Genomic DNA, 23,471 nt, shown 5'->3' with positions numbered 1-23,471 from the left:
TGAAGGGCGTCAACGAGGACGAGATCGAACAGCTGATCCGGTTCGCGCACGGCCGCGGCGCCGACATGACGCTGATCGAGACGATGCCGCTCGGCGACATCGAAGGTGACCGCACCAGCCAGTATCTGCCGCTATCGTTGGTCCGTGGCCGGCTGCTCGACCGGTTTACGCTCGAAGAGAGCCCGCACCGCACCGGCGGCCCGGCGCGCTACGTCAGAATCAAGGAAACCGGCGGCCGCCTCGGCTTCATCACACCGCTGACGCACAACTTCTGCGAAAGCTGCAATCGCGTGCGCGTGACGTGCACCGGCACGCTTTATATGTGTCTCGGCCAGGAAGATGCCGCGGATTTACGCGCCCCGCTGCGCGCCTCGCCGGATGATGCGGCTCTCGACGCTGCGATCGTCGAAGCCATTGCGAGAAAGCCCAAGGGCCACGACTTCATCATCGACCGGCACACAAAGAAGCCGGCTGTTACCCGCCACATGAGCGTCACCGGCGGTTAGCGTTTTCCAGCTCTATAGAAATCGCCCCATCCGTCATGGCCGTCCTCCAAGCCGGATATCGGGATTTTCCGTGTGACTCTGGATGGCCGGGTCAAGCCCGGCGATGGAGTGGGGTACAGGTTATTCTCGTCGCGGCTATGCCAGCACCGTTCTCACAACCTGCTTGATTTGCTCGAGCGTGAACGGTTTTGAAACGGACAGCAGCTTGCGCACCCTGAGGCGGCCGGCGCGTTCGAGCTGATCAGAAAATCCCGACATCAGAACCACGGCAATCGCCGGCTTCATGTGAAGAGCCTTTTCGGCGAGAGAAATACCATCGAGTTGCGGCATGTCGACATCGGTCACCAGCACGTCGATCGATGCCAGATTCGTGCCGAGGCAATCGAGCGCCTCGAGGCCGTCCTGTGTCACATGCACCGTGTGGCCGTCCGCACTCAGAGCCCGCCGCACGAGATCGCGCACGGCGGCATCATCGTCTGCGAGCAGGATCGTCGCCATGTTACCGCACTCCCTCGATCCTCGATCCGTAATCCTGTTCTAATCGACGAGACGCCCGACGAAGGGCAACTCCCTGTAACGATGCGCGACGTCCATGCCGTAGCCGACGACGAAGACATTCGGACATGCGAACGCGCAATAGTCTGGTTCGATCGAGACGGCGCGCGGTGCTTCCTTGTCGAGCAGAACGCACGTTTCAATGCGCGCCGCGCCGCGCGCAGCAATCAGATCCTTGGCGAACGCCAGAGTGCGGCCGGAGTCGAGAACATCGTCGATCAGAATGACGTGTCGATGCTGCACGTCGAGGTCGAGATCGCGCAATATCGAAACCTGGCCCGATGCCGAACGGCTTTTTCTGTAGCTCGACAGCGTCAGAAAATCGACTTCGGGCGCAAGACCTGCGGCGTAGAGCGCCCGCAACAGATCGGCGGCGAACACGAAGCTGCCCTTTAGGACAGGGATGACGAGCAGATTTTTTGGTTGCCCTGCAGCAATCTCGGCTGCAAGCGATTGTAGGCGGTCGTGAATTTCGCCCGCGGAAAAGATTGTCTCGATGCGTTGTCCGGTACTCAGATCGGCCATGCAATATCCCTGTGAACCCGCGGCAGAGCCATTACCCACGGTTAAACCCTTCCAGGTTCTTGTGTACACGACCCCGCCACAATCGTAATCGATTGATCGACCCGGCTTGACGTGTCTATACGCGCTTGGGCCGCAAAACGAGTCCCGAACTGTTTATGCCAAGGTAAACCCCCGTGATTCGCTTGACGAATGTCGGCCTGAAGTATGACAGGGGCCCCGAGGTGCTATCGGATGTGACGTTTCATCTCCGCCCGGGGTCATTTCATTTTCTGCACGGAGAATCCGGTGCGGGAAAGACGTCGCTCCTGCGTCTGATGTTCATGTCGCTGCACCCGACCCACGGGCACATTCAGATGTTCAACGACGACATCACGAAGGTCAGCCCGCAGAAGCGCGCCCAGATGCGCCGGCGTATCGGCATCGTGTTCCAGGATTTTCGCCTCTTGGACCACCTCACCGTTTGGGAAAATGTCGCTCTGCCACTACAGGTCATCGGCAAAAAGCCGGGTGATTACCGGGAGGACGTTACCGACCTTCTGCAATGGGTTGGTCTTGGCGATCGAATGTATGTTAATCCTTCGGTGCTGTCGGGTGGGGAGAAGCAGCGGGCAGCCATCGCGCGCGCCGTCATCGGCAAGCCAGAGGTGCTGCTCGCGGACGAGCCGACCGGCAACGTCGACCCGCAGATGGCGCGTCGCCTTTTGCGCCTGTTCGTCGAATTGAACAGGCTCGGAACCTCGGTCGTGATCGCGACACACGACCATCAGCTGATGCGGCAGTTCAAGGCGCCGCGCATCGAGGTGCATAGGGGCCATGTCCGCATCATCTAGCCGCTTCCCAGGGCCGCACGAGCCCGCGATGCCGGCATCGGCTTATGACCGTTTTGACGAACCTGTCACCGGAAGGCCGACAGGACCAGCGACGCATGTGCCGACTTACGTAGACGCCGGCCCCACGAGTGAGCCGCCGCGTGATTTTCATGCACCGGCACGCGGCAGCGATCGCGGACGCAAGATGAAGGTGACGGCTCCGGTCGTGCCACCGGCATCGGTCACCGGACGATCCCTGACGCTCGTCATCGCAATCATGTGCTTTCTCGCCTGCCTGACGGCCGGCGCCGTTTGGATGATCAAGGAATCATCCGACGCCTGGACGAAGGACATCGCCAGCGAGGTCACCGTTCAGATCACACCGCAGGAAAATGCTGACATCGAAAAGTCGATTGCGGATGTCGTCGGCTACCTCGAAAAGCAGCGCGGCATCGTCAGCGTGAAACCGCTTAGCCTTGATGATTCCGCCGATCTGCTCGAACCCTGGCTCGGCTCGGCCGATGCCCTCAAATCGCTTCCCGTTCCGCGATTGATCGCCGTCGAAGTCAACCGCAACGAACCGCCGGACCTCGCCGAAATCGGAACGTCGCTTGGACGTGATTTCAAAGGTGCCTCGCTCGACGACCATCGCCGCTGGCAACATCAGATTCGCGCCGTGACGCGGTCCTTCGCCTTGGGCGGTATCGCAATCCTGGCGCTCGTCGCCGCCGCCACGACCGCCATCATCGTCTCGGCGACGCGCAGTGCGATGGCATCGAACCGCGAGATCGTCGAAGTTCTGCATTTCGTCGGCGCAACCGACAAGTTCATCTCGCGCGAGTTCGAGAAGCATTTCTTACGGCTCGGCATCAAGGCGGGCATCGTCGGCGCTACCTCTGCCATGCTCGTCTTCATGAGCATGCCGGCCATTATGGAGCTTCTGGGCGGGGGAGCCGTGAGCGCCGTCGAGATGCAACGGCTGATCGGCACAGGCGCGCTCGACGCACTGGGCTATATCATTCTCGGCCTCGTGGTGGTCATCATAGCAGGGCTTTGCATGGTCACGTCGCGGGTCGGGGTTTATCGTATCCTGCACGGCCGCCATTGAACGTGATGAACGAGAGTTCGGGGCGAGCTTGCCCGGCTGCCGCAACCTCGGAGCGAAATATGCAGATATCTGAGCGCCGTCGGGAAAAGTGGCCAGGCACCTGGAATCGGCTAAACGTTAGTGAAGCCTCGAGTCCTATCTAATGCGTCCCATGAGACGCGAACGGTCATGAAAAAAATTTCGCGCGTGATCGTCGTATTGCTAGCCCTCGGCGCCGGGGCGCTGGTGTTCGGCTTCGTAATTTTCGCCGCAAACGTAACGCGCGATGAGGTGGGCGGCTGGGACAAGGCCGACGGCATTGTGGTGCTGACCGGCGGCGACAATCGCCTTGAGGCCGGCGCCAAACTTCTGAGCGAAGGCCGCGCCAAACGCATGTTGATCTCCGGAGTGAACAGGAAGGTCACTCGCGAGGAAATGCAACGCCTCCTCGGCCTCGATAGGCAGATGTTCAACTGCTGCGTCGATCTCGGGTACGACGCTCTCGATACCGTCGGCAATGCCGATGAAACGCGAACGTGGGCCAACAGCAACGGCTACTCGAAACTGATCGTCGTAACTTCGCGCTACCACATGCCGCGCAGCCTGGCGGAACTGGCGCTGGCAATGCCGCGCGTCACGCTGCTGCCCTTTGCCGTGACGCCGAGGCGTTTTCCCGAGGAAGCCTGGTGGCTGCATACGGCGACGACGAGGGTTCTGCTTTCCGAATATTTGAAGTACCTGCCCGCCATCGGCCGCCTTACGGCACAGCGGGTCATGAATTGGCGAGATGGGCCATCGGTCGCCGTCGCAGCTCCGAAGCGTGTCGATGGCTGATCCGTCGAAGCCGGGTCCGGGGGCCATGGTCATTGTTCGGTCGCTTATCTACTTCGCGACCTTCTACATCGTCACCGCGCTTTATCTCGTTCTTGGATCGTGGCTGCTGTTCGGGCCGCGCCCGTGGGCGATGAAAGGCCTCGAACTGCACGGGCGTACCTGTGTCGCTCTGCTTCGCATCATCTGTGGAACGAAGCTCGAGGTGCGCGGCGGTGAAAACCTTCCGAAAGCCGGTTGCCTCGTCGTCGCGAAGCATCAATCGGCGTGGGATTCGTTCGGCCTCGTGCCGCTCTTTCGCGATCCGGCGATCGTGCTCAAGGACGAACTCAAGTGGATTCCGTTTTACGGCTGGTTCTGCGTCAAGTTCGAGCACATCCTGGTCAAGCGGGAAAAGGCCTCAGCTGCTTTGAAGACGATGATCCGCGACGCTAAGCAGCGCATCAGCATCGGGCGCGAGGTCGTGATCTTTCCGGAAGGGACGCGAACGGTGCCAGGCGCGCCGCCGGACTACAAATCCGGCTATGTGGCGCTCTACGAGGCGCTTGGCGTCGTGACGGTGCCGCTGGCGCTCAACTCCGGCCTCTTTTGGCCGCGACGGAGCCCGTGGCGATATCCTGGAACGATCGTCGTCGAGTTTCTTCAGCCACTGCCGCCTGGGCTGCCTCGCGCTGAGTTCCGGGCTCGCATCGAGGCCGCAATCGAAGACGCAAGCACGCGCCTGATCGCCGAGGCCGCCGCATCAGCCGAACCGCCACCGCTGGCGGTCGCCGCTAGCAAGCACGCTTGAGCCGGAAAACGAAATTAGAACATAGCACGAACATTTTATTGACGAGAGGGCGCTGGCGACTTATATTTATTCGACAATTTTCCTACGGGACCGTTGCCTCGGATGAACGCCAAATCGCCCTCGCTGCCTGCAATTTCCGATGCCATCTGGCGGCGGAAATACCGTTTTTCGGGCTCGGCCAGCGCTCCCGCCGATCAAACGATCGAGGACACGTTCCGCCGCGTCGCCCGGGCTGCAGGTTCGGTTGAAAAAGGCGGCAAACGCCAACAGCAGAAGTGGGCGACGGCGTTTTACGACGCGATGGCCGATTTCGGCTTTCAGCCTGCGGGCAGGATTCTGGCCGGGGCCGGCACTGACCGTAACGTCACGCTGTTCAACTGCTTTGTCTTGGGCGAAATCGCCGATGACCTGACGAGCATCTTCGACAGCGTCAAGGAAGCGGCACTGACGATGCAGGCCGGCGGCGGCATCGGTCATGATTTCTCGACGCTTCGGCCTCGAGGCGCCCCCGTCAAAAGCATCGGCGCCGATGCTTCGGGCCCGGTGAGCTTCATGGATGTCTGGGACGCAATGTGCTGGACGATCATGTCGGCCGGGCAGCGACGCGGCGCGATGATGGCGACGCTCAGATGCGATCATCCGGATATCGAGGCTTTCATCGCGGCGAAGGCGGATCCGCTGCGGCTCAGGAATTTCAATCTCTCGGTGCTGGTGACCGATGCCTTCATGGACGCCGTGCGCCGGAATGCATCGTGGGATCTCGTGTTTGACGGCAAGGTCTATAAGACGGTCGATGCCCGCGCACTGTGGGACCGCATCATGCGCGCCACCTACGATTACGCCGAGCCGGGCGTCATCTTCATCGATCGCGTCAATGCCGCCAATAACCTCTCCTATTGCGAGACGATCTCAGCTACGAACCCGTGCGGAGAACAGCCGCTGCCGCCCTACGGTGCCTGCCTCTTGGGATCGATCAACCTCGCTCATCTCGTGGAGGCTCCTTTCACGCCCGAAGCGCGGATCGACACGGCCAAACTCGAAGCACGCGTTGCGACGGCCATCCGGTTTCTCGACAACGTCATCGACGTTTCGCGTTACCCATTAGACGCGCAGGCGCGCGAAGCCCACGCCAAGCGACGCATTGGTCTCGGCGTCACGGGCCTTGCCGACGCGCTGATTTTTCTCGGGTCTCCTTATGGCAGCGCCGCCGCGCGTGAATGGGCTGCGAGCTGGATGGCGATCATCCAGAATGCCGCCTACCGTGCCAGCGCCGCCCTTGCCGCCGAGAAGGGCGCATTTCCGCTTTACGATGCCAACGCCTTCTTGGCTCGGCCCAATATCGCGCGGCTCGACGCCGACGTCCGCGATGCGATTGCGGCGAACGGCATCCGCAACGGCTGCCTGACGTCGATTGCGCCGACGGGCACAATTTCGCTGCTCGCCGCAAATGTCTCGAGCGGCATCGAGCCGGTGTTCGATTTCGTCTACCGGCGGCGCGTTCTCGGCGACGATCAGGCGGCGGAAGAGCAAACCGTCGAGGATTTCGCCCATCGGAAATTCCGCGAGACGTTCGGGACCGACGCCCCGTTGCCGGAGGCTTTCGTAACAACCGAGGCCCTGACACCGTCTCAGCATGTCGCGATGCAGGCGGCGCTGCAGCCGTTCATCGACAGCGCCATTTCGAAGACGATCAACTGCCCGGAAGACATCAGCTTCGAGAGTTTTCGCGACATCTACATCGAGGCTTATGACCTTGGTCTCAAAGGCTGCACGACGTACCGGCCGAACCCGGTCACGGGAGCCGTGCTGTCGCGAGAGGCGCCGGCCGCCGAAGATGCAGGGCAGTCCGACACAAGCGTAGCCCAGACCTCGCCAAAGGTGCCCGCGATTAAGTCCGTGCCGGACGAAGCCGCGAGGTCCGGCGGCATCGTCTACATGACGAAGCCGCTCGAACGGGACGCTGCACTCGAAGGCATTACGTACAAGATCAAGTGGCCGGCGAGCGCGCATGCGCTCTATGTCACGATCAACGACATCGTCCGCGACGGGAGGCGGCGGCCTTTCGAGATCTTCATTAATACGAAGAATCTCGAGCACTACGCCTGGACGGTGGCGCTGACGCGCATGATCAGCGCCGTTTTCCGCCGCGGCGGTGACGTGGCGTTCGTTGCCGAGGAGTTAAAGGCGGTCTTCGATCCGGAAGGTGGCCGCTGGATGCAGGGGCGTTACGTTCCGAGCCTGCTGGCGGCGATCGGCGACGTCATCGAGCAGCATATGCTTCGAACCGGTTTCCTGACGCCAGAAGGCTCCGGTCAGACCGATCCGGATGGCGTTGAACGAGAGCCCGTTACGATCGCGCAGCGCGCCGGGCTTGGACGAGACGATCATCAAGTTGCAGAGACCACAAACGGCGAACCTTTGCCACGCTCCGCGTCGATTTCCGGAGCGCGGATTTGCCCGCGGTGCGGCGAGCGGGCTCTTCGCCGCATAGAAGGCTGCTGGACGTGCGCCAGCTGCACCTATTCGCGCTGCGGCTGAGACTTCAGACGCCCGTCACGTCACGACCGCCCACACATTCATCACTTGGCGCTGGATGGCCGGTCAAGCTTGGCCATTGAGTGGGAAGTGATCGAGCAAATCATTACCGCGCGTTGAGATTTGAAATCGAAACTCGCGCCTCTGCTCAGGCGGAGTGTTCTTTTTTCGCGATGTTCTCAACCGTTTTTTGACCACGGCGGCACGGCCGGAACGAGCCTGTCAAATTTTCGATCCAAAGTTCACGATTCCTCACACGCTAGCGGGATATGACGGTCTCAAAAGCAGTGTACGGCGAAGTTCGCCGATCAGGGGTGTGCGTTATGAGTGCCGAAATCATCCGGCTTGCCGACGTTCGTATGCGACGCGGCGGCGGGCAAGCCGTTCCGCCAATCGCGATCGCGCCGGTCAGCGCATCAGAAACGCCGCCGCGCTTCCACTTTTGGAGTGGTGCGTCGGGCAAGCGTTACGTTCACACCGTCTATAGCCTGTTCGATTGCCCGCCGATCGAAGATGCCAACTACATACTGGTGCGCCGCGCCGATAGTGCGACGCGAGCCGTGCTAGCGATCGGCCGGCTCTTCAATCAGTGCGCGATGCTCAACCTTGCCGAAATCCGCCATCACGCTTCGGCTCTCGGTGCTGACGAAGTTCACGTGCATCTGCTTGCTGCCTCGTCGCAGGAAGCGCAGGCCGTCGAAGCCGATCTTATTACCGCGCAATTCACAAGCGGACCACAGTCGGCTTAATCCCTAAAACTAGGCTTAGGATTCGGACGGCTTCGTGCCTTCCGGTCTGCGGCCGAAGTCGGGCATTGCCGTATCCTGCCCCGCCTGGATGATGCCGCGCCTGATGGCGCGCGCTTCCGCGAACAGTCTCTCCAGCGTTGCCGCGTCCGAAAAGCGGATCGCGCGTTGCAACGACACGAGGTCTTCGGAAAAGCGGCCAAGCATCTCGAGCACGGCCTCTTTGTTGTTCAAAAATACGTCGCGCCACATCACCGGGTCGGACGCGGCAATACGCGTGAAATCGCGAAAGCCGCCGGCCGAAAACTTGATCACTTCGCTGTCCGTTACGCGTCCGAGGTGAGCGGCCGTATTGACGATGTTGTAGGCGATCAGATGCGGGATGTGGCTGGTGATCGCAAGCACCAGGTCATGATGCTCGGGCGTCATGATCTCGACCTGCGACCCGAGCCGCTGCCAGAACGTCTCGAGCTTGGCCAGCGCCATGCGGTCGGCATCCGCCTCTGGCGTCAGGATGCACCATCGTCCGTCGAAGAGTTCCGCGAAGCCCGCTTCGGGACCTGACTGTTCGGTGCCGGCGACCGGATGTCCGGCAATGAAATGCACGCCACCCGGAATATGCGGAGCGATATCGCGCACGGCGGCGGCCTTGACCGAGCCGACGTCCGACACGATCGCATCTTTTTCGAGATGCGGCCCGATCGCCTTGGCGATTTCTCCGTATGCACCGACCGGCGTGCACAAAATTACTATGTCGGCGCCGCGGACGGCGTCGGCGGGATCGGCATAGGCTTTGGAAACAAGCCCGAGCGCCTCGGCCTTATCTCGCGTCTCGGCGGTAGACGAGGAGCCGACGATCTCACCAACGAGTCCAGCGCGGCGCGCCGCATGGCTGATTGACGACCCGATGAGGCCGACGCCGATTAGCGCCAGCCGCTTGAACATGCGTTCGCCCGACGTCCCTGCATGCTCACTCATCAGGCCGCGCCTTTGAGATATTCGGCGAGTGCCGCGATTGTCCGCCTGTTGTCGTTCTCCGAACCGATCGTCATGCGCAGCGCATTCGGGAAGCCGTAAGCGCCGACCTTGCGCAGGATGATGCCTTGCGATTTGAGATAGATGTCGGCGTCGTTTGCGGTCTTGCTGCCGTTGTCCTTGAAATGGAACAGAACGAAATTCGCGACGCTGGGCGTGACGGTCAGGCCGAGTTTCTGCAATTCGCTCACGACCCACGGCAACCATTCGTCATTGTGGTGCTTGGCGCGCTCCAAGTGGGCGGTGTCCTCGATCGCCGCGGCGGCACTAGCAATCGCGGGCGACGACAGATTGAAGGGGCCGCGGATGCGATTAAGCACGCCGGCGACAGCCTCAGGGCAATAGGCCCAGCCGACCCGCAGCGCCGCGAGACCGTAAATCTTCGAGAATGTTCGCGTCATCACCGTGTTGGACGTCGTCGCGACGAGTTCGATACCGGCTTCATAGTCGTTGTTGCTGACGTATTCGGCATAGGCCGCGTCGAGCACGAGCAGTATATCGTCTCTCAAACCGGCGCGCAGACGGCGGACGTCGTCGATCGGAATGTATGTGCCGGTCGGATTGTTCGGATTGGCGACGAACACTACGCGCGTTCGCTCCGTCACGCGGGCAAGGATCGCATCGACGTCGGTCTTGAGGCCGCGTTCCGGCGCAACGATCGGTGTCGCGCCATTCGTCAGAATAGCGATCCGGTAGACAAGGAAACCGTGCTCGGTGTAAATCGCCTCGTCTCCAGGCCCGAGATAGCCGCGCGCCAGAAGCCCAAGCAATTCATCCGAGCCCGAGCCGCAAACGATCCGATGAGGGTCCAGCCCATATCGCCGCGCGATGGCGTTACGCAGCAGCGTCGCCTGTCCGTCGGGGTAACGTTCGAGTTCAGAAGCCGCCGCCTGAAATGCTTCAATTGCCCGCGGGCTCGGCCCCAGCGGCGTCTCATTGGACGACAGCTTTGCAGGCTTCATGCCTCCCGGCACCTTGCTTTCGCCTGGTACGTAGGCCTCGATATCAAGAATGCCTGGACGCGCGATTGGCCCTGGTAACGCCATGTCGTGTCTCGAACTGTTGATCGAATTTATCGTGTGCGGCCGCATTGATAGGGGCTTCACCAGTTGAAATCAAAGATTAAAGTTGACTTTATCGACGGCGGGCCTAGCAAGCCGCCAAGCTCTTAACCGCCGGACGCCGACTGAGCCGATGACCGTCGTAACGCCTGATCTCAAAGCCTCGACCTCGCGGCGACATTCCGAGGTGTACAAGCCTTCGAGCCCGGTCGTGCATTTCGACGCCGGCGCGCCTTTGCGGCTGGCTTGTCAGCAGGACCTGGCACCGTTCTCGATTGCCTACGAGACTTACGGCGAACTCAACGCGGCAAAGTCGAATGCCATCCTCATTTGCCATGCGTTGACCGCCGACCAGTACGCCGCGAGCCAACACCCGATTACCGGCAAGCCCGGTTGGTGGGAAAACATCATTGGCCCCGGCAAGCCAATCGATACGGACCGCTTTTACGTCATTTGCTCTAACGTGCTCGGCGGCTGCATGGGCTCGACGGGCCCTGCGTCAATCAATCCCAAAACGGGCGAACCTTACGGCCTCGACTTCCCGGTCATCACCATCGGCGACATGGTCGAAGGCCAAGCGCGCTTGATGGATCATCTCGGGATCGACCAGCTCTTCGCCGTCATCGGCGGATCAATGGGCGGCATGCAGGTGCTCGAATGGGCGTCACGCTTCAAAGATCGCGTGTTCGCTGCCGTGCCTATCGCGACGGCAGCCTGGCATTCGTCGCAAAACATTGCCTTTGACGAGGTCGGGCGGCAGGCGGTGATGGCTGATCCCGAATGGGCAGGCGGCAACTACTATGCGGCCGGAAAAGTCCCGCGCAACGGCCTCGCCGTGGCGCGTATGGCCGCTCACATCACATACCTCTCCGAAGAGGCCTTGCACCGAAAGTTCGGCCGCACTCTGCAAGATCGCTCGTCCCTGACGTTCTCGTTCAGCGCCGATTTTCAGGTCGAGAGCTATTTGCGGCATCAGGGTTCGACGTTCGTCGATCGGTTCGACGCCAACAGCTATCTCTACATCACGCGCGCCTTGGATTATTTTGATTTGCGTGAAAGCAGTGACGGCGTGCTCGCAAATGCGTTTCGGGGCACGTCGACGCGCTTCTGCGTCGTGTCGTTCACGTCCGACTGGCTTTATCCGACGCGGGAAAGCCGCAGGATCGTGCAGGCGCTGAATGCCGTCGCAGCCAACGTGTCGTTCGTCGAGATCGAGACCGACAAGGGTCACGATGCGTTTCTGCTCGAAGAACCGATGTTCTTTGCGACAGTGCGGGGCTTCCTCAACGCCGCCGCGGTGAAGCGCGGGCTTGCCGCCCGCGACGGGACCGCGGGATGAGCGCGAGCGACGAACTTCAATTGATCGGCGGTGGGAAAACGCCGCGCGTCGATCACGTGCTGATCGCCGAGATGGTGGAAGCAGGCGCCCGCGTTCTCGACGTCGGTTGCGGCGATGGAGAACTGCTGCAGCTCTTGGCCGAGCGCAAAGGCGTCGACGGGCGCGGCGTCGAGCTTGAGCGCGACAAGGTCAATGCCTGCGTGGCGCACGGGCTCGCCGTCGTTCAGGGCGATGCCGACCACGACCTCGACAATTACCCCGACCAAGCCTTCGACTACGCCATCCTTTCGCTCACCATTCAGGCGACACGGCAGCCGAAAACCGTGCTGGAAAATCTTTTGCGGATCGGCCGGCGCGTCATCGTCTCGTTTCCGAATTTCGGTCACTGGCAGGTTCGCACCGGTCTGCTCTTCGGCGGACGTATGCCGGTAACCGACAACCTGCCGGATCTCTGGTATCTGACGCCGAACGCGCACCTGTGCACGATCCGCGATTTCGCCGACCTTTGCGAACGCGCCCACGCCGAGGTCGAGCAGGCCGTCGCATTCAATGCCTACGGTACGCGGCTGCCGATCAAGTGGTCGCTGTCGATGCAGAACCTGTTCGGCGAAAAAGCCGTCTTTCTTTTGCGCAGCTCGGCCCGCCCGGCGCCGGGGCGCTAGCGGCGGCGAGCGCCAGCAGGCTTGCTCGCGTCGGCTGGCTTAAATATCGCGGGCTGTCCGACTTTCAGACCGCCGCCGACGGCCGCCATCACCTCTTTGCGCGCCTCAACCACGATGACGCCCGCAACGCCGATCGGCATACTGGCGCCGAAACGTTCGATCGCCGGAACCATGCGCAGCAGCAGCCTCCTGTTGGATGGCGGGAAGTGGAGCGCCTCGCTCCACTCGACGGGGGTGAACATCGCATCCGTCAATTGCGCCTCGAGTTGGCCGCGGCTGAACGGCAGCCCGTGGCCGAAGGGCGTCATGTCGATGCGCGACCAGAGCCCACGGCGGTTGGGAACCACGATCAGCATGCGCCCGTCGGGCTTCAGGACACGCCACATCTCGCGCAGCAGCGGCCCAACGCGCTCGGCTTGCTCTAGGCAGTGGATGGCGAGCAGCCGGTCGACGGAATTGTCCGGCAGCGGCCACTGGGTTTCCCCGACGAGGACAGAGTGGCAATGCCCGGCATGCGGCCAGACCAGAGCCCCTTGCCGCGCCGGCATCAGGCAAGCAAGACGAGCAGCCTCGGTGCGGAACGATCCGAGAAACGGCGCCGCAAACCCCGAACCGGCGACCGTCAGGCCCTCGAGGCTCTTCCATCGTTTGCGGATGACCGGCGCAAGCTGCCGCCGCACCAGCCGCCCCAACGGCGTACGATAGAAATCTCTAAGGCTTTTCGCATCGAGCGACATGGCGGCACTTGCAAACCTCGGCGGCGCTAGGGCTTTCCCCGCATCTCTCTAAACGATCCGGGCCGCCAGAGACAGCAGACACCGGCAACAACAATTCGCTGCGTCGTTAGGTTACGTTTGACAGGCGATCAGAGCTTGATCAGACTCCGGGCATGGGAGTTCTCAACACCGTTCTTGTTCCGTGCCTGACCGACAACTACTGCGTCCTGCTGCATGAGCCGGACAGCGGCGAAACTGCGGTGATCGATGCGTCCAGCGCGCCCAACATCAAGGCCGCGCTGAACGAGCGTGGCTGGCGGCTCAACCACATTATCATCACGCACCATCACACCGATCACACCGCTGGAGTTGCCGACCTTAAGGCTTCCTACGGGGCCGCCGTGACCGGCCCCGAAGCGGAGGCCGACCGCATACCGGGGCTGACGCGCGGCGTGACGGCATCGACGAAGATAAGTTTGGCCGGGCATCCGATCAACGTGATCGAAACTCCAGGGCACACCCTTGGGCATGTTACATACCACTTTCCCGACGATGCCATGGCATTTACCGGCGACACGCTGTTTTCGCTCGGTTGCGGGCGTGTCTTCGAGGGGGATCCGCAGATGATGTGGAACTCGCTTTCGAAAATCGCGGCGCTGCCCGGCGATACGAGCATCTTTTGCGGGCATGAGTACACGCTCAACAACGCACGCTTCGCGATGTCGATCGAGCCCGAAAACGAGGCGCTGCAAGCCCGTGTTGCCGAAGTCGAAGCGTTGCGCGCGAGCGGAAAACCGACGCTGCCGACGACGATCGATGTCGAGAAGGCAACCAATCCGTTTCTCAGACCGCAGTCGCACGCCATTCGGGCACGGCTCGGGCTTGAGGGCGCGCTCGACTGGCAAATTTTCGAGCGTCTGCGGCACTTGAAGAACAAGGCGTGACATTCGTGAGCAATGGTGGCCCGCACGAGAAGCAACGTCTCTCCGCGGAAGACGTGATCGCTATTCTCGGTCTCGCGCCACATCCCGAGGGCGGTCATTTCCGGGAGACGTTCCGCGACGCCGCCGAACCCGGCCGGCGTGCGGCCTCTACCGCCATCTATTTCTTGCTCAAGGCCGGCGAGCAATCGCATTGGCACAAGGTCGACGCCGCAGAAGCTTGGCACTTCTATGCTGGCGATGCGCTGTTGCTGGAGGTGTCGCCGCCGGATGGACCTCTATCGACTGTTCGCTTGGGCACCCACATCGACGACGGCGAACGACCGCAAAGCGTCGTACCGAAAAGCCATTGGCAACGAGCCCGAAGCCTTGGCGAATGGACGCTCGTCGGCTGCACCGTCGCGCCCGCCTTCACGTTCGACGGCTTCACGCTCGCTGCGCGGGACTTCTCTCCAGGTCCGCCTTCGCGGATGGATTGAGCGGCGCGGAAGCAACAGCGCAACGTCTTTCGAAGACTATCCACCGCTCGTCCCCAGACCTAAATTTTTCGGACGTGGCGCAATGGCATTCAATCCACGGGATAATTGTCGCTTTGGTTCATAGCCGCGCCTGCGCTTCTTGCTGGCGGCATCCGACTCGTCAACAGTGGCTGCGAATCAAGTGTGCGATTCACGGGGGTTGCCGTCTATGAAACGCGAGTCCTCAGGACCCGTCCTATCCACGGTGTTCGTCGATTACGACAACATCTACCTATCACTGAAACGCAAGAACGAGGACGCCGCAAAGCGCTTCGCGAAGGACAGTAATGTATGGTTGCAGGGCATTGTCTCGGGCGAACTCATTACACCGACGTCCCCTTACGTAGCGACGACCGAGCGGCGCATCGCAATGAACCGCTGCTATGGCAATCCCGTGCCGCGGCGGAATGCGCACGACAATTCCACCGATATGAACTCTTTCCCGTTCATCCGGCATCATTTCCTGCGCTCAGGCTTTGAAGTCATCGACTGCCCGCCGCTGACGGCGCAACTCAAGAACTCGGCCGACATTCGCATCGTGATGGACGTCCGCGACATTCTCACCCATGACACCTTCTTCGACGAGTTCATCATTTTGTCGGGCGATGCCGATTTCACGCCGGTGCTGCATCGTCTGCGGGCCCATGCCCGGCGCACTGTCGTGTTCGCGAACGATCATACGGCGCAGCCCTACACCGCGCTGAGCGATGGCGAAATACGCGAGTCAAGTCTGATCGCTTTGTTGACAAGCAACAAAGTCCTCTCCGGGGCGACGACGCGCGAAATCAGTACGCAGACCCCGACGCCTGCGATTGATGTCGAGGCGGCGCGCAAAGCCGTCGTGTCAGAGGTCATCGATTTCGTGCGCAATGCGCCGCAGGCCGTGCCACTCGAAACGCTCGCGGATCGCGCGGTGCGCATCGTCGGCCGCGAAAAAACGGTTGGCACGAACTGGGGAGGCTACGGATCGTTCCGCGAGTTGCTGCTCGCCGATCTTCCGGACGATATCCATCTCAGCGACACGGCGCCTTATACGGTTTTCGATGGCAACCGGCATATTTCGGCATCCGGCTTGATTGCACCGCAGCTGGCACCGCCTGCGGCTGACCCGCGGCGGCGCGAGGGGGTGATGGAACCGCTCACTGCGCAAACGCAGCCCGAACCGCGAACGTCTTTGCAGCGTATGCAAATTCCGGTGTCGCAGACGGCACCCCAGCAGCCGTTCGAGACCGCTTATCAGTCATCTCAACAGCAACGTTACGGCGAGACGCCGAACGCCGTCGCCGTGCCGGCGCCTCCAATCACCGCGCCGCGTGTTGCGGCCTCCGCATCGGCGCAGCCTCCGCAATCGACCGAGTCGTCGACGCTACTGCGCCGCGGTCCGATCGCCCCTCCGACGAACCAGCCCGGCTATCAAATTGATCCGCGTCGCGAAGCGCCGAGACAGCAGACGCAGCAGGCGCCGCCACCGCCGCCGATGTCGGTTCAGCCGCGCAACGCCGATCAGGCGACGCAGATCCAGCAATCGATCGCGCGCATTCACGAAGCTTGTCAGGCTCCCGCCCTGGCTCCTGCCGAGTACCGCGTGCTGTTCGACGCCATGGCTCAGGAGATCACGGCGAACGGACTGCAGGGTGCGCAGACGCTCACCAACATCACCCAGCGCGCGCGTGAATCCGGGCTCGACATCAAGCGCGACGATCTGCGATTCATCTATGACGTCATCAGCGAACCGGATCCGTGGTTCGAGCAAGGAACGTCGGCCGGTCTGTTCGCGAGCCGCTTCCGAAATTTCGTGGTCGCGCGGTGCCGCAGCCAGGGCCTCAGCCTTTCGGTCGATGAACTGGACTTGATCGAAGCCTGGTTCTCAGCGCCGCAACAGGCGTCGCGCCCGGCGCAACATGGACGCGGCGGCCCGGCTTTGCCTGCCGCGCCATCGCCCGCCAAGACTGCGGTGACCGCAGCGCCGACGGGCGAGCAGTGGTGGAGCCTCGAAGAAGGGCGGCAGCATATTGTCGAACAACGCGAAGCCGAGCAGCGTAGCGCCAGCTCTTATCGCCAGAACCAGAACGACGCCGAAGAAGAGTTTCCGCGTATCGTGCGGTCGAGGTTCCGCGGCTAGCTAGCATCTCGGAGTCGGTTGGCGCATTCGGATCGAGGGTCCGTTCGGTCGGGCTATGCCCGCTGCGCCGATTGCTTCCGCCAGAGTTCCGCACCTCCGAGCGTCGCGCCCAACGTCACAAGCAGCGCCGCCAGCCATAGTCGCGGCGATGCTTGCGCAAGGCCACTGGCAACGAGGACAAGTGTCGACAGCAATGGCGTAGCGTAGGACGCTATTCCAACAAACCGCAGATGGCCGCGCTTCATCGCCCTATCCCAGAAATAGAACGCGACGCCGACGGGGCCACATCCCTGCAGGACGAGTGCGAGCCACTGCGCCGAGCCGGCGGGCCAGACCCAAGTCTCAAAGCTGAGGCTGACAAGCGCCGCGAGAAGCGCCGTCGCCATCGACGTTCCCATGACGGCGACGGTCGGCACGTCTGCGTAGATGCGGGAGCCGACCGAGTAGCTCGACCAAATCAGCGCGGCGGCGACCGCCCCGAGATAGCCCTTGAACGGACCCGAACCGAGCGCCGTTGCCGGCGCGCCGCCCGAAATGATAACGGCGACTCCGGCAAAGCCGAGTAGCGCGCCGGCAACGTGCCACCAACGCAACGGATGCCCGCCGCGGGAAGGCGGAAGCAGAACGGAAAATAGAAGGATGAGGAGTGGCCAGAAATAGTTGATCAAATTGGCTTCTACGGGCGGGGCGTTCTGAAGCGCAAAGAAATACGCCGCGTGGTATCCAAAGAGGCCGTAGATGCCGAGAAGCCAATAGCCGAGCGGCACACGCCTGAGCGCCGACAGGCTTTCGCCCGTCGCCGCCACCCATGCAAAACCTGCGACCGATGCAAGCGCGAACGACATCGCGACGAGCTGGAGCGGCGGGATTGCTCTCAACGAAGTCGCGATTGCCGCAAGCAACGACCATAGCGCGATCGCGACCAGCCCGAGGCCGGTCGCGCGTCCCGGCGCACGATTTCCGGCGCCGGGTTTCAACTCATCATGCGAAGTATTGGCCGCCGTTGGCGGTCAACGTCGAACCGGTGACGAAGCCGGCGTCGTCGGAAGCGAGGAAGACGACGCAACGTGCGATTTCGCTGGGTTCGCCGAGCCTACCGACCGGAATCTGCGGAAGAATGTTTTTCTCAAGCACTTCTTTCGGCACGGCCTTAACCATCTCGGTTGCGATGTAACCCGGGCAGATGGCGTTGACGGTGATACCAGCACGCGCACCTTCTTGCGCCAGCGCTTTCGTGAAGCCGAGATCGCCCGCCTTCGACGCGGAGTAATTGACCTGGCCCATCTGGCCCTTCTGACCATTGATCGACGAGATGTTGATCACGCGGCCGAACTTGCGCGCCCGCATGCCTTCCCAAACTTGGCGCGTGACGTTGAAAAGTCCGTTGAGGTTCGTACCGATGACTTCGTCCCACTGCTGCTTCGTCATTTTGTGGAACATGCCGTCGCGCGTGATGCCGGCGTTATTGACGAGGACGTCGATGGGACCGAGGTCCTTGGCGATTTGCTGAACCGCCTTTTCCGTCGCTTCGTAATTCGAAACGTCGAACTTGTAGACCGGAATGCCCGTCTCGACCTGGAAGGCTTGAGCGGCCGCATCGTTGCCGGCGTAGCTGGCCGCGACGCGATAGCCGCTGTTCTTGAGTGCAATCGAAATTGCGTGGCCAATGCCGCGCGTGCCTCCAGTGACGAGGGCAACCCGTGCCATAATACTTTCTCCCTGAATTTTTTGTGTAGGCTTGCGAAGTGAGGTGAGGCGCGCAGCCGTCCGTCTGCAAACGGCTGCGTTAAGTGTTGTTCAGCTTAGTCGCGGGCGACGCACATGGCGACGCCCATGCCGCCGCCGATGCACAGCGTGGCGAGGCCTTTCTTGGCACCGCGACGCTTCATTTCGTGCAGAAGCGTATTGAGGATGCGAGCTCCCGAAGCGCCGATCGGATGACCGATGGCGATGGCGCCGCCGTTGACGTTGACCTTGTCGGTGTCCCAGCCGAGGCCCTTATTCACAGCGAGCGCCTGGGAGGCGAAAGCTTCGTTGGCCTCGATCAGATCGAGATCCTTGATCGTCCAGCCGGCTTTCTCGAGCGCCTTCTTGGAAGCCGAAATCGGTCCGGTACCCATGATCGACGGATCGACACCGGTGGTTGCCCACGAAACGATGCGGGCAAGCGGTTCGATGCCGCGCTTAGCAGCTTCGGCGGCCGTCATCAGCACGACCACTGCGGCACCGTCGTTGATGCCCGAAGCGTTGGCGGCCGTGACGGTGCCTTCCTTCGGATCGAACGCCGGGCGAAGCTTGGAGACGCCTTCAACCGTCACGCCTTCCTTGATGTACTCGTCCTGATCGACGACGGTGTCGCCCTTCTTGCCCTTAATCGTGACGGGCGCGATCTCGTCCTTGAACTTGCCAGCCTTCTTCGCGGCCTCTGCCTTGTTCTGCGAACCGACAGCGAACTTGTCCTGTTCCTCGCGTGTGATCTGCCACTGGCGCGCCACGTTCTCGGCCGTCGCGCCCATGTGATAGTCGTTGAATGCGTCCCAGAGACCATCCGAGACCATCGTATCGATGAACTTGATGTCGCCCATCTTCGTGCCGTTGCGCATATGAGCGGCATGCACGGACTGGCTCATGCTTTCCTGTCCGCCGGCAACGACGATCGAGGCCGAGCCGGTCTGGATCTGCTGCATGCCGAGCGCGACCGCACGCAAGCCTGAGCCGCAAATCTGATTGACGCCCCATGCCGGCGTGTCGACGGGAATTCCGGCTCCAATCGAAGCCTGCCGCGCCGGACCTTGCCCCTGGGCGGCCGTCAGAACCTGGCCGAGGATGACCTCCGAGACGTCGCCTGGCTGGACGTGGGCGCGCTCAAGCGCCGCCTTGATGGCAATTTCTCCAAGCTTTGAAGCGGGTAACGACGACAAAGAGCCGTTGAATGAGCCGACGGGCGTACGGGCAGCACTTGCGATGACAATCGTCGAAGCATCTTGGCTCATTTGCGGCGCCCCTCCCTGGGCACTATCCTAATTGCTGGTTTATCGGGTACGCCGCTGCGGCGCTATTTTCGCATCAATCGTGAAGATAACTACTTTGCAGTGCGCGGCGATATTCAGCAATTGCGACCTGTTGGCTATTCGGTGTCAAATGACCGTTAGAAACGTCTAGCGGGCTACCCTGCCGGTGTGATACGCTGCCGCAGTGCAGCATAAAATTCCAGAGCAGCCGTTTAGCGAGAACGCGAAAGCGATGTTGAACAACGCCGAGACTCAGGCCCCGAAACGCGAGACGGTGGTCGTCAAGAAATACGCCAACCGCCGTCTCTATAATACTGAGACGAGTACCTACGTCACGCTTGACGATTTGGCGAAGATGGTGCGCGGCGATCGTGACTTCGTTGTTTATGATGCGAAGAACGGCGATGATCTCACCCACGCCGTTTTGACGCAGATCATTGTCGAGCAGGAAAGCCGCGAGGGCGGACAGGCGTTGCTGCCAATTCCGTTTCTTCGTCAGCTCATCCGTTTCTACGATGACAGCATTGCACGCATGGTGCCAAGCTATTTGCAATTCAGCCTCGAGCATCTGGCGAAGGAGCAAGTTCGTTTTCGCGAGCAGTTCGCTTCGGCGTTCGCCAATCCCGCCGCAGCCTTTGACTTTTATCAGCAGCAGGCGCGGCAGAACATGGCGATGTTCGAGCAAGCGATGTCGATGTGGGCATCGTTCGGCGCGGCAGCCAGTGGACCGCGAACGGCGAAGGGAACAGAAGGCCAGCCCGCAGCAACGACGGGGGCTGCAGGTACAGCAGCCACAGAACGCGATGAACTGAGCGAGCTCAAATCGCAGCTGTCAGCGATGCAGCAAAAGATCGAGAAGCTTTCTCAGTCCCGGCCCTAGCCCGTCGATTCATCGGCAGCGTCACTCTCATTTTCATTTTTTGCTTTTCCGCTTGATATCTGCGCCAGATGCCTCTGCCTTCGCAGCCGCGAACCAGACCACTAGTTTTCAGTGTGCGGATTAAGTAAGAAGCGGCGGGCTCCCATAGTTTTATTCAAGTTATAGTTGGCCGCCCGCTGAAGCGGAGCCGTCACTGTGCAGATATTTATCATCAATCTTGACCGCTCGCCCGATCGGCTCGCATTCATGCGTGGCCAAGCTGAGCGCTTGGACTTTGAGTTCGAACGGGTGGCCGCCGTGAACGGGTTGGACGTGCCGTCATGGCTTTCCGACGAATTCGCGGGACCGCACAGCCTGTTCCCAGGAGAGGTCGGATGCTTTGCTAGCCACCTTATTGCAGCAAAGCAGATCGTGTCACGGGACCTCGATGCGGCAATCGTCATGGAAGACGATGCGGTTCTACCGTCGGACTTTATGGCGATTGTAGAGAATGCGGTAAAAGTCGCGCCAACAGGATGGGACGTGATTCATCTCTGTTCGCTCTTCAAAAAATCGGTGATTTCCATCGACTATTTGGAATCTGGTCGCCGGCTCGTTCGCTATACTCAATGGCCTGCAAGCGCAGTAGCCTACGTTCTATCGAACAGGGGCGCACGAAAGGTGCTCTCAACACGCCAGCGCATACTTCCGCTTGACATACAGACAAGGTACGCTTGGCGACAAGGATTAGACATCGTTGGCGTTTACCCGGCGCCGGTTACTCAAAGAGGCACGTTTTCTACCACTGTCAGGGTAGGAGCGCGTCGCGCAAGTAAGCCGTGGCTGGCCGGTCCGTTCTCGTTATTCTATGGCGCCATGTGGACTGCTCGGAAGATCGGCGTATCGGCTTACATCCAAGGCATCGCCTGGAATTACGTGAATTCGACGCGCAAGTACTTAGGTTGGCCAAGTCGCGTGGCTATTATCGATCGAAGCGGAATTGAGCGATGACGTCGTGTGGATCGCCCGGCTAAAAATTTGCTGAATTGCCCCCACGCTCGCGTACGACGGCAATCATGCATCCTCAGGACGATCGGCAGGGATAATAACCGCGCTCGCCGCCGTGCCGAAATCGGCGGCATCGAACGGCATGCCGTAATAGAATCCCTGCATATACGTAATGCCGGCGTCGGTCAGATGCTTCACCGTGCGCTCATTGCCGACCCACTCGGCGACGGTCTCCATTCCGAAGGTCTGGGCGAGTTCGATCATCGTCTTGATGAAAATCTGATCGCTCGTATCGTCGGCGAGATTCTTGACGAAAGCACCGTCGATCTTGACAATGTCGACGTTCAGCAGCTTCAAATTCTTAAACGACGTGTAGCCGGCTCCGAAATCGTCAATGGCGACCCGGCAGCCGAGTTCCTTCAGCGTGTCGACAAAGTTGATGGACTGATCGATGTCTTCGATCGCGACCGTCTCGGTAATTTCGACGACGATGCGATTCAGCAGTTCTTTGCGCCCGCCCGTTAGCCGTCTCAGCGTGGCGAGCCACTCGTTATCGGAACACGTCAAGCCCGACACATTGAGCGAAAGCACGATATCCGGGTGCCGCACCAGCAGGTCGACCGTAAGTTCGAGCGTGCGCCGGTCGATGAGTCGCGAAAGTCCCAACTGCTCGGCCACCGGAACGAACTCGCCGGCCGATACGAGGCTGCCGTCGGGCCTCTCCATGCGCAGCAGGCATTCGTAAAGCTCGGGCTTGCCCGTCTTCGCGCCGATCATAGGCTGCAGCGCCAGCCGCATGCGGCGCTCCTCGATCGCACTGATGACGTTGTCGGCAATCTTTTTACTGCGGGCTCGTGTGTTATCGCTCGCCGCGGTCGCCTCGTAGAGAACAAAGCAATCGGACCGCTTCGACTTGGCGAGATCCAAGGCACGCAGGGCAAAATTCAACGCATCCTGAACGGCGTGGGCTTGATCAGGAACAATTACGCCGCCGAGCGAAATGGTCGCCGATAGCTGGCAGGCCGACGTCTTGATCGTCGTCTCCCGGACGGCCTTCATGAAGCGCTCGGCGGCGATGCGCGACGCGCCGGCACCACAATCCATCAAGACGATGCCGAACTTGTTCGACGAATAGCGGCCGATGATATCGCCGCCGCGCTGCTTTTCGCGGATGCGCCGGGCGACTTCCGCGATCGTCTCGTCGCCGACCTCGAATCCGAACGTCTCATTGATGACCGCGAGGTTATTCACCGCTACCATCAGAAAAGCGCACGACTGGCGATCGCGTTCGGTGCGCGAGAGAACGGTACTCAACGCCTCTGTCAGACGGATGCGATTGAGCTGGCCCGTCAGCTCGTCGAGATCGTTGCGCACGAGGAGCCGTTGCTCTTCGAGATACTGATCATGGAGGATTCGAACGACACCGCGGGCGCGTTCCGGGTGGCCATCGGAACCTGGCCACCAGCGGCCCTGATCTTCGACGCGGATGGCCTTGCCGCTGCGGCGGCCGCCAATGAGCAGACGGTATTGAACGCGATAGGGAACGCCGCGCTTGCGGTCGCCGCCGACACTGCGCGAGAACGCTTCGAGCCGGCGATTGAGATGTTCGGCCGCGATCAGCGCGTGATAGCCGGCGCCCGTTGCGATCTGCTCGGGGTCGCTAATGCTGAGAACGGCGCAGGCATTGCGTTCCCAGTCGATGCGGCCGGTCTTGATGTCCCAGACGTAAGCCGTCTCGTCGATCGACGAGAGGATGCCGATGAGGTCAAGGCCCTCGGTTTCCGTCAGAGGATCGATGTCCCTCGTAACGCCGTC

Annotated in this window: 22 protein-coding genes and 1 pseudogene; 14 read left to right on the top strand and 9 right to left on the bottom strand. The window is 61.1% G+C overall.

From position 1 onward, the window contains the following. Nucleotides 1-506: pseudogene (locus tag VN623_RS11115) on the top strand (GTP 3',8-cyclase MoaA); the annotation flags it as partial. 135 nt (nt 507-641) lie between these two features. Here VN623_RS11115 and VN623_RS11110 read toward each other — a convergent pair. Both VN623_RS11110 and hpt read right to left on the bottom strand, forming a co-directional pair. Beyond that, complete coding sequence (locus VN623_RS11110; RefSeq protein ID WP_325571047.1) at nt 642-1,004, bottom strand: response regulator; 363 nt, start codon at nt 1,002-1,004, stop codon at nt 642-644. Nucleotides 1,005-1,043: 39 nt separating this feature from the next. Then, entirely contained in the window at nt 1,044-1,586 is a 543-nt protein-coding gene (gene hpt, locus VN623_RS11105; RefSeq protein ID WP_325571045.1) for a hypoxanthine phosphoribosyltransferase, read from the bottom strand. A 173-nt stretch (nt 1,587-1,759) separates the two neighbouring features. On the opposite strand from hpt, the gene ftsE reads away from it, so the two are divergent. The 6 genes from ftsE (at nt 1,760) to VN623_RS11075 (ending at nt 8,387) form a co-directional block, all read left to right on the top strand. Then, nucleotides 1,760-2,416, top strand: a complete 657-nt coding sequence (gene ftsE, locus VN623_RS11100) for a cell division ATP-binding protein FtsE (RefSeq protein WP_325571043.1) — start codon at nt 1,760-1,762, stop codon at nt 2,414-2,416. Next, nucleotides 2,400-3,503, top strand: a complete 1,104-nt coding sequence (locus VN623_RS11095) for an ABC transporter permease (protein WP_325571041.1) — start codon at nt 2,400-2,402, stop codon at nt 3,501-3,503. Before ftsE ends, VN623_RS11095 begins: the two co-directional genes overlap by 17 nt. Before the next feature lie 168 nt (nt 3,504-3,671). Continuing rightward, nucleotides 3,672-4,316 carry a YdcF family protein gene (locus tag VN623_RS11090; protein ID WP_325571039.1) on the top strand — a complete coding sequence of 215 codons (645 nt, stop codon included), beginning with the start codon at nt 3,672-3,674 and terminating at the stop codon, nt 4,314-4,316. Next, nucleotides 4,309-5,103, top strand: a complete 795-nt coding sequence (locus VN623_RS11085; RefSeq protein WP_325571037.1) for a lysophospholipid acyltransferase family protein — start codon at nt 4,309-4,311, stop codon at nt 5,101-5,103. The genes VN623_RS11090 and VN623_RS11085 overlap by 8 nt, the downstream gene beginning before the upstream one ends. A 102-nt stretch (nt 5,104-5,205) precedes the next feature. Continuing rightward, nucleotides 5,206-7,641 carry an adenosylcobalamin-dependent ribonucleoside-diphosphate reductase gene (locus VN623_RS11080; protein WP_325571035.1) on the top strand — a complete coding sequence of 812 codons (2,436 nt, stop codon included), beginning with the start codon at nt 5,206-5,208 and terminating at the stop codon, nt 7,639-7,641. Between the two features lie 320 nt (nt 7,642-7,961). Beyond that, entirely contained in the window at nt 7,962-8,387 is a 426-nt protein-coding gene (locus tag VN623_RS11075) for a hypothetical protein (protein ID WP_325571033.1), read from the top strand. Between the two features lie 15 nt (nt 8,388-8,402). Here VN623_RS11075 and VN623_RS11070 read toward each other — a convergent pair whose 3' ends face one another. Further along, a complete protein-coding gene (locus VN623_RS11070; protein ID WP_325571031.1) occupies nt 8,403-9,362 on the bottom strand; it encodes a prephenate/arogenate dehydrogenase family protein in 960 nt (319 codons plus the stop codon). Further along, entirely contained in the window at nt 9,362-10,465 is a 1,104-nt protein-coding gene (gene hisC, locus VN623_RS11065; RefSeq protein WP_325571029.1) for a histidinol-phosphate transaminase, read from the bottom strand. Before hisC ends, VN623_RS11070 begins: the two co-directional genes overlap by 1 nt. Nucleotides 10,466-10,613: 148 nt before the next feature. Between hisC and metX the strand changes: the two genes are divergently transcribed. Together metX and metW are read left to right on the top strand one after the other, a co-directional pair. Then, nucleotides 10,614-11,819, top strand: coding sequence for a homoserine O-acetyltransferase MetX (gene metX, locus VN623_RS11060; protein WP_325571027.1), 1,206 nt, complete (start codon nt 10,614-10,616; stop codon nt 11,817-11,819). Further along, a complete protein-coding gene (gene metW, locus VN623_RS11055; RefSeq protein WP_325571026.1) occupies nt 11,816-12,481 on the top strand; it encodes a methionine biosynthesis protein MetW in 666 nt (221 codons plus the stop codon). The genes metX and metW overlap by 4 nt, the downstream gene beginning before the upstream one ends. On the opposite strand, the gene VN623_RS11050 is transcribed toward metW, so the two are convergent. After that, nucleotides 12,478-13,218, bottom strand: a complete 741-nt coding sequence (locus VN623_RS11050; protein ID WP_325571024.1) for a class I SAM-dependent methyltransferase — start codon at nt 13,216-13,218, stop codon at nt 12,478-12,480. The genes metW and VN623_RS11050 overlap by 4 nt on opposite strands. Before the next feature lie 152 nt (nt 13,219-13,370). Between VN623_RS11050 and gloB the strand changes: the two genes are divergently transcribed. The 3 genes from gloB to VN623_RS11035 all read left to right on the top strand — a co-directional run bounded on the left by gloB (nt 13,371) and on the right by VN623_RS11035 (nt 16,778). Further along, the gene (gene gloB / locus VN623_RS11045) at nt 13,371-14,141 is read left to right on the top strand and encodes a hydroxyacylglutathione hydrolase (protein WP_325571022.1); all 771 of its coding nucleotides are present in this window, start codon (nt 13,371-13,373) and stop codon (nt 14,139-14,141) included. Continuing rightward, nucleotides 14,138-14,617 carry a cupin domain-containing protein gene (locus VN623_RS11040; protein WP_325571020.1) on the top strand — a complete coding sequence of 160 codons (480 nt, stop codon included), beginning with the start codon at nt 14,138-14,140 and terminating at the stop codon, nt 14,615-14,617. Before gloB ends, VN623_RS11040 begins: the two co-directional genes overlap by 4 nt. 208 nt (nt 14,618-14,825) lie before the next feature. Further along, nucleotides 14,826-16,778: an NYN domain-containing protein gene (locus VN623_RS11035; RefSeq protein WP_325571018.1), complete on the top strand. Its 1,953-nt coding sequence runs from the start codon at nt 14,826-14,828 to the stop codon at nt 16,776-16,778. A 53-nt stretch (nt 16,779-16,831) separates the two neighbouring features. Here VN623_RS11035 and VN623_RS11030 read toward each other — a convergent pair whose 3' ends face one another. The 3 genes from VN623_RS11030 to VN623_RS11020 all read right to left on the bottom strand — a co-directional run bounded on the left by VN623_RS11030 (nt 16,832) and on the right by VN623_RS11020 (nt 19,771). Further along, a complete protein-coding gene (locus tag VN623_RS11030; protein WP_325571016.1) occupies nt 16,832-17,755 on the bottom strand; it encodes a DMT family transporter in 924 nt (307 codons plus the stop codon). A 4-nt stretch (nt 17,756-17,759) separates the two neighbouring features. Further along, nucleotides 17,760-18,485: an acetoacetyl-CoA reductase gene (phbB, locus tag VN623_RS11025; RefSeq protein ID WP_325571014.1), complete on the bottom strand. Its 726-nt coding sequence runs from the start codon at nt 18,483-18,485 to the stop codon at nt 17,760-17,762. A 95-nt stretch (nt 18,486-18,580) separates the two neighbouring features. Continuing rightward, nucleotides 18,581-19,771: an acetyl-CoA C-acetyltransferase gene (locus VN623_RS11020; protein WP_325571012.1), complete on the bottom strand. Its 1,191-nt coding sequence runs from the start codon at nt 19,769-19,771 to the stop codon at nt 18,581-18,583. Nucleotides 19,772-20,021: 250 nt separating this feature from the next. Here VN623_RS11020 and phaR point away from each other — a divergent pair, with 250 nt between their 5' ends. Beyond that, entirely contained in the window at nt 20,022-20,669 is a 648-nt protein-coding gene (gene phaR, locus VN623_RS11015) for a polyhydroxyalkanoate synthesis repressor PhaR (protein ID WP_325571010.1), read from the top strand. A 195-nt stretch (nt 20,670-20,864) separates the two neighbouring features. After that, a complete protein-coding gene (locus VN623_RS11010) occupies nt 20,865-21,659 on the top strand; it encodes a glycosyltransferase family 25 protein (RefSeq protein WP_325571008.1) in 795 nt (264 codons plus the stop codon). A gap of 63 nt (nt 21,660-21,722) precedes the next feature. Here the strand turns inward: VN623_RS11010 and VN623_RS11005 are convergent, their stop codons facing one another. Next, nucleotides 21,723-23,444 (bottom strand): bifunctional diguanylate cyclase/phosphodiesterase, encoded by a 1,722-nt coding sequence (locus tag VN623_RS11005; protein WP_325571049.1) that lies wholly within the window; start codon nt 23,442-23,444, stop codon nt 21,723-21,725. Nucleotides 23,445-23,471 lie beyond the last annotated feature (27 nt).

This window comes from Hyphomicrobium sp. (assembly GCF_035572195.1).
In the GTDB taxonomy this organism is placed as follows: domain Bacteria; phylum Pseudomonadota; class Alphaproteobacteria; order Rhizobiales; family Hyphomicrobiaceae; genus Hyphomicrobium_B.
The sequence above is the reverse complement of the archived record's forward strand: the minus strand, read 5'-3'. Positions and strand labels throughout refer to the sequence as shown.

What these genes read in the sequence shown, in the direction of transcription:
- VN623_RS11110 (WP_325571047.1), bottom strand. Translation starts at nt 1,004, where the DNA reads ATGGCGACGATCCTGCTCGCAGACGATGATGCCGCCGTGCGCGATCTC.
- hpt (WP_325571045.1), bottom strand. Translation starts at nt 1,586, where the DNA reads ATGGCCGATCTGAGTACCGGACAACGCATCGAGACAATCTTTTCCGCG.
- VN623_RS11095 (WP_325571041.1), top strand. Translation starts at nt 2,400, where the DNA reads ATGTCCGCATCATCTAGCCGCTTCCCAGGGCCGCACGAGCCCGCGATG.
- VN623_RS11090 (WP_325571039.1), top strand. Translation starts at nt 3,672, where the DNA reads ATGAAAAAAATTTCGCGCGTGATCGTCGTATTGCTAGCCCTCGGCGCC.
- VN623_RS11085 (WP_325571037.1), top strand. Translation starts at nt 4,309, where the DNA reads ATGGCTGATCCGTCGAAGCCGGGTCCGGGGGCCATGGTCATTGTTCGG.
- VN623_RS11080 (WP_325571035.1), top strand. Translation starts at nt 5,206, where the DNA reads ATGAACGCCAAATCGCCCTCGCTGCCTGCAATTTCCGATGCCATCTGG.
- VN623_RS11075 (WP_325571033.1), top strand. Translation starts at nt 7,962, where the DNA reads ATGAGTGCCGAAATCATCCGGCTTGCCGACGTTCGTATGCGACGCGGC.
- VN623_RS11070 (WP_325571031.1), bottom strand. Translation starts at nt 9,362, where the DNA reads ATGAGTGAGCATGCAGGGACGTCGGGCGAACGCATGTTCAAGCGGCTG.
- hisC (WP_325571029.1), bottom strand. Translation starts at nt 10,465, where the DNA reads ATGGCGTTACCAGGGCCAATCGCGCGTCCAGGCATTCTTGATATCGAG.
- metX (WP_325571027.1), top strand. Translation starts at nt 10,614, where the DNA reads ATGACCGTCGTAACGCCTGATCTCAAAGCCTCGACCTCGCGGCGACAT.
- metW (WP_325571026.1), top strand. Translation starts at nt 11,816, where the DNA reads ATGAGCGCGAGCGACGAACTTCAATTGATCGGCGGTGGGAAAACGCCG.
- VN623_RS11050 (WP_325571024.1), bottom strand. Translation starts at nt 13,218, where the DNA reads ATGTCGCTCGATGCGAAAAGCCTTAGAGATTTCTATCGTACGCCGTTG.
- gloB (WP_325571022.1), top strand. Translation starts at nt 13,371, where the DNA reads ATGGGAGTTCTCAACACCGTTCTTGTTCCGTGCCTGACCGACAACTAC.
- VN623_RS11035 (WP_325571018.1), top strand. Translation starts at nt 14,826, where the DNA reads ATGAAACGCGAGTCCTCAGGACCCGTCCTATCCACGGTGTTCGTCGAT.
- phbB (WP_325571014.1), bottom strand. Translation starts at nt 18,485, where the DNA reads ATGGCACGGGTTGCCCTCGTCACTGGAGGCACGCGCGGCATTGGCCAC.
- VN623_RS11020 (WP_325571012.1), bottom strand. Translation starts at nt 19,771, where the DNA reads ATGAGCCAAGATGCTTCGACGATTGTCATCGCAAGTGCTGCCCGTACG.
- phaR (WP_325571010.1), top strand. Translation starts at nt 20,022, where the DNA reads ATGTTGAACAACGCCGAGACTCAGGCCCCGAAACGCGAGACGGTGGTC.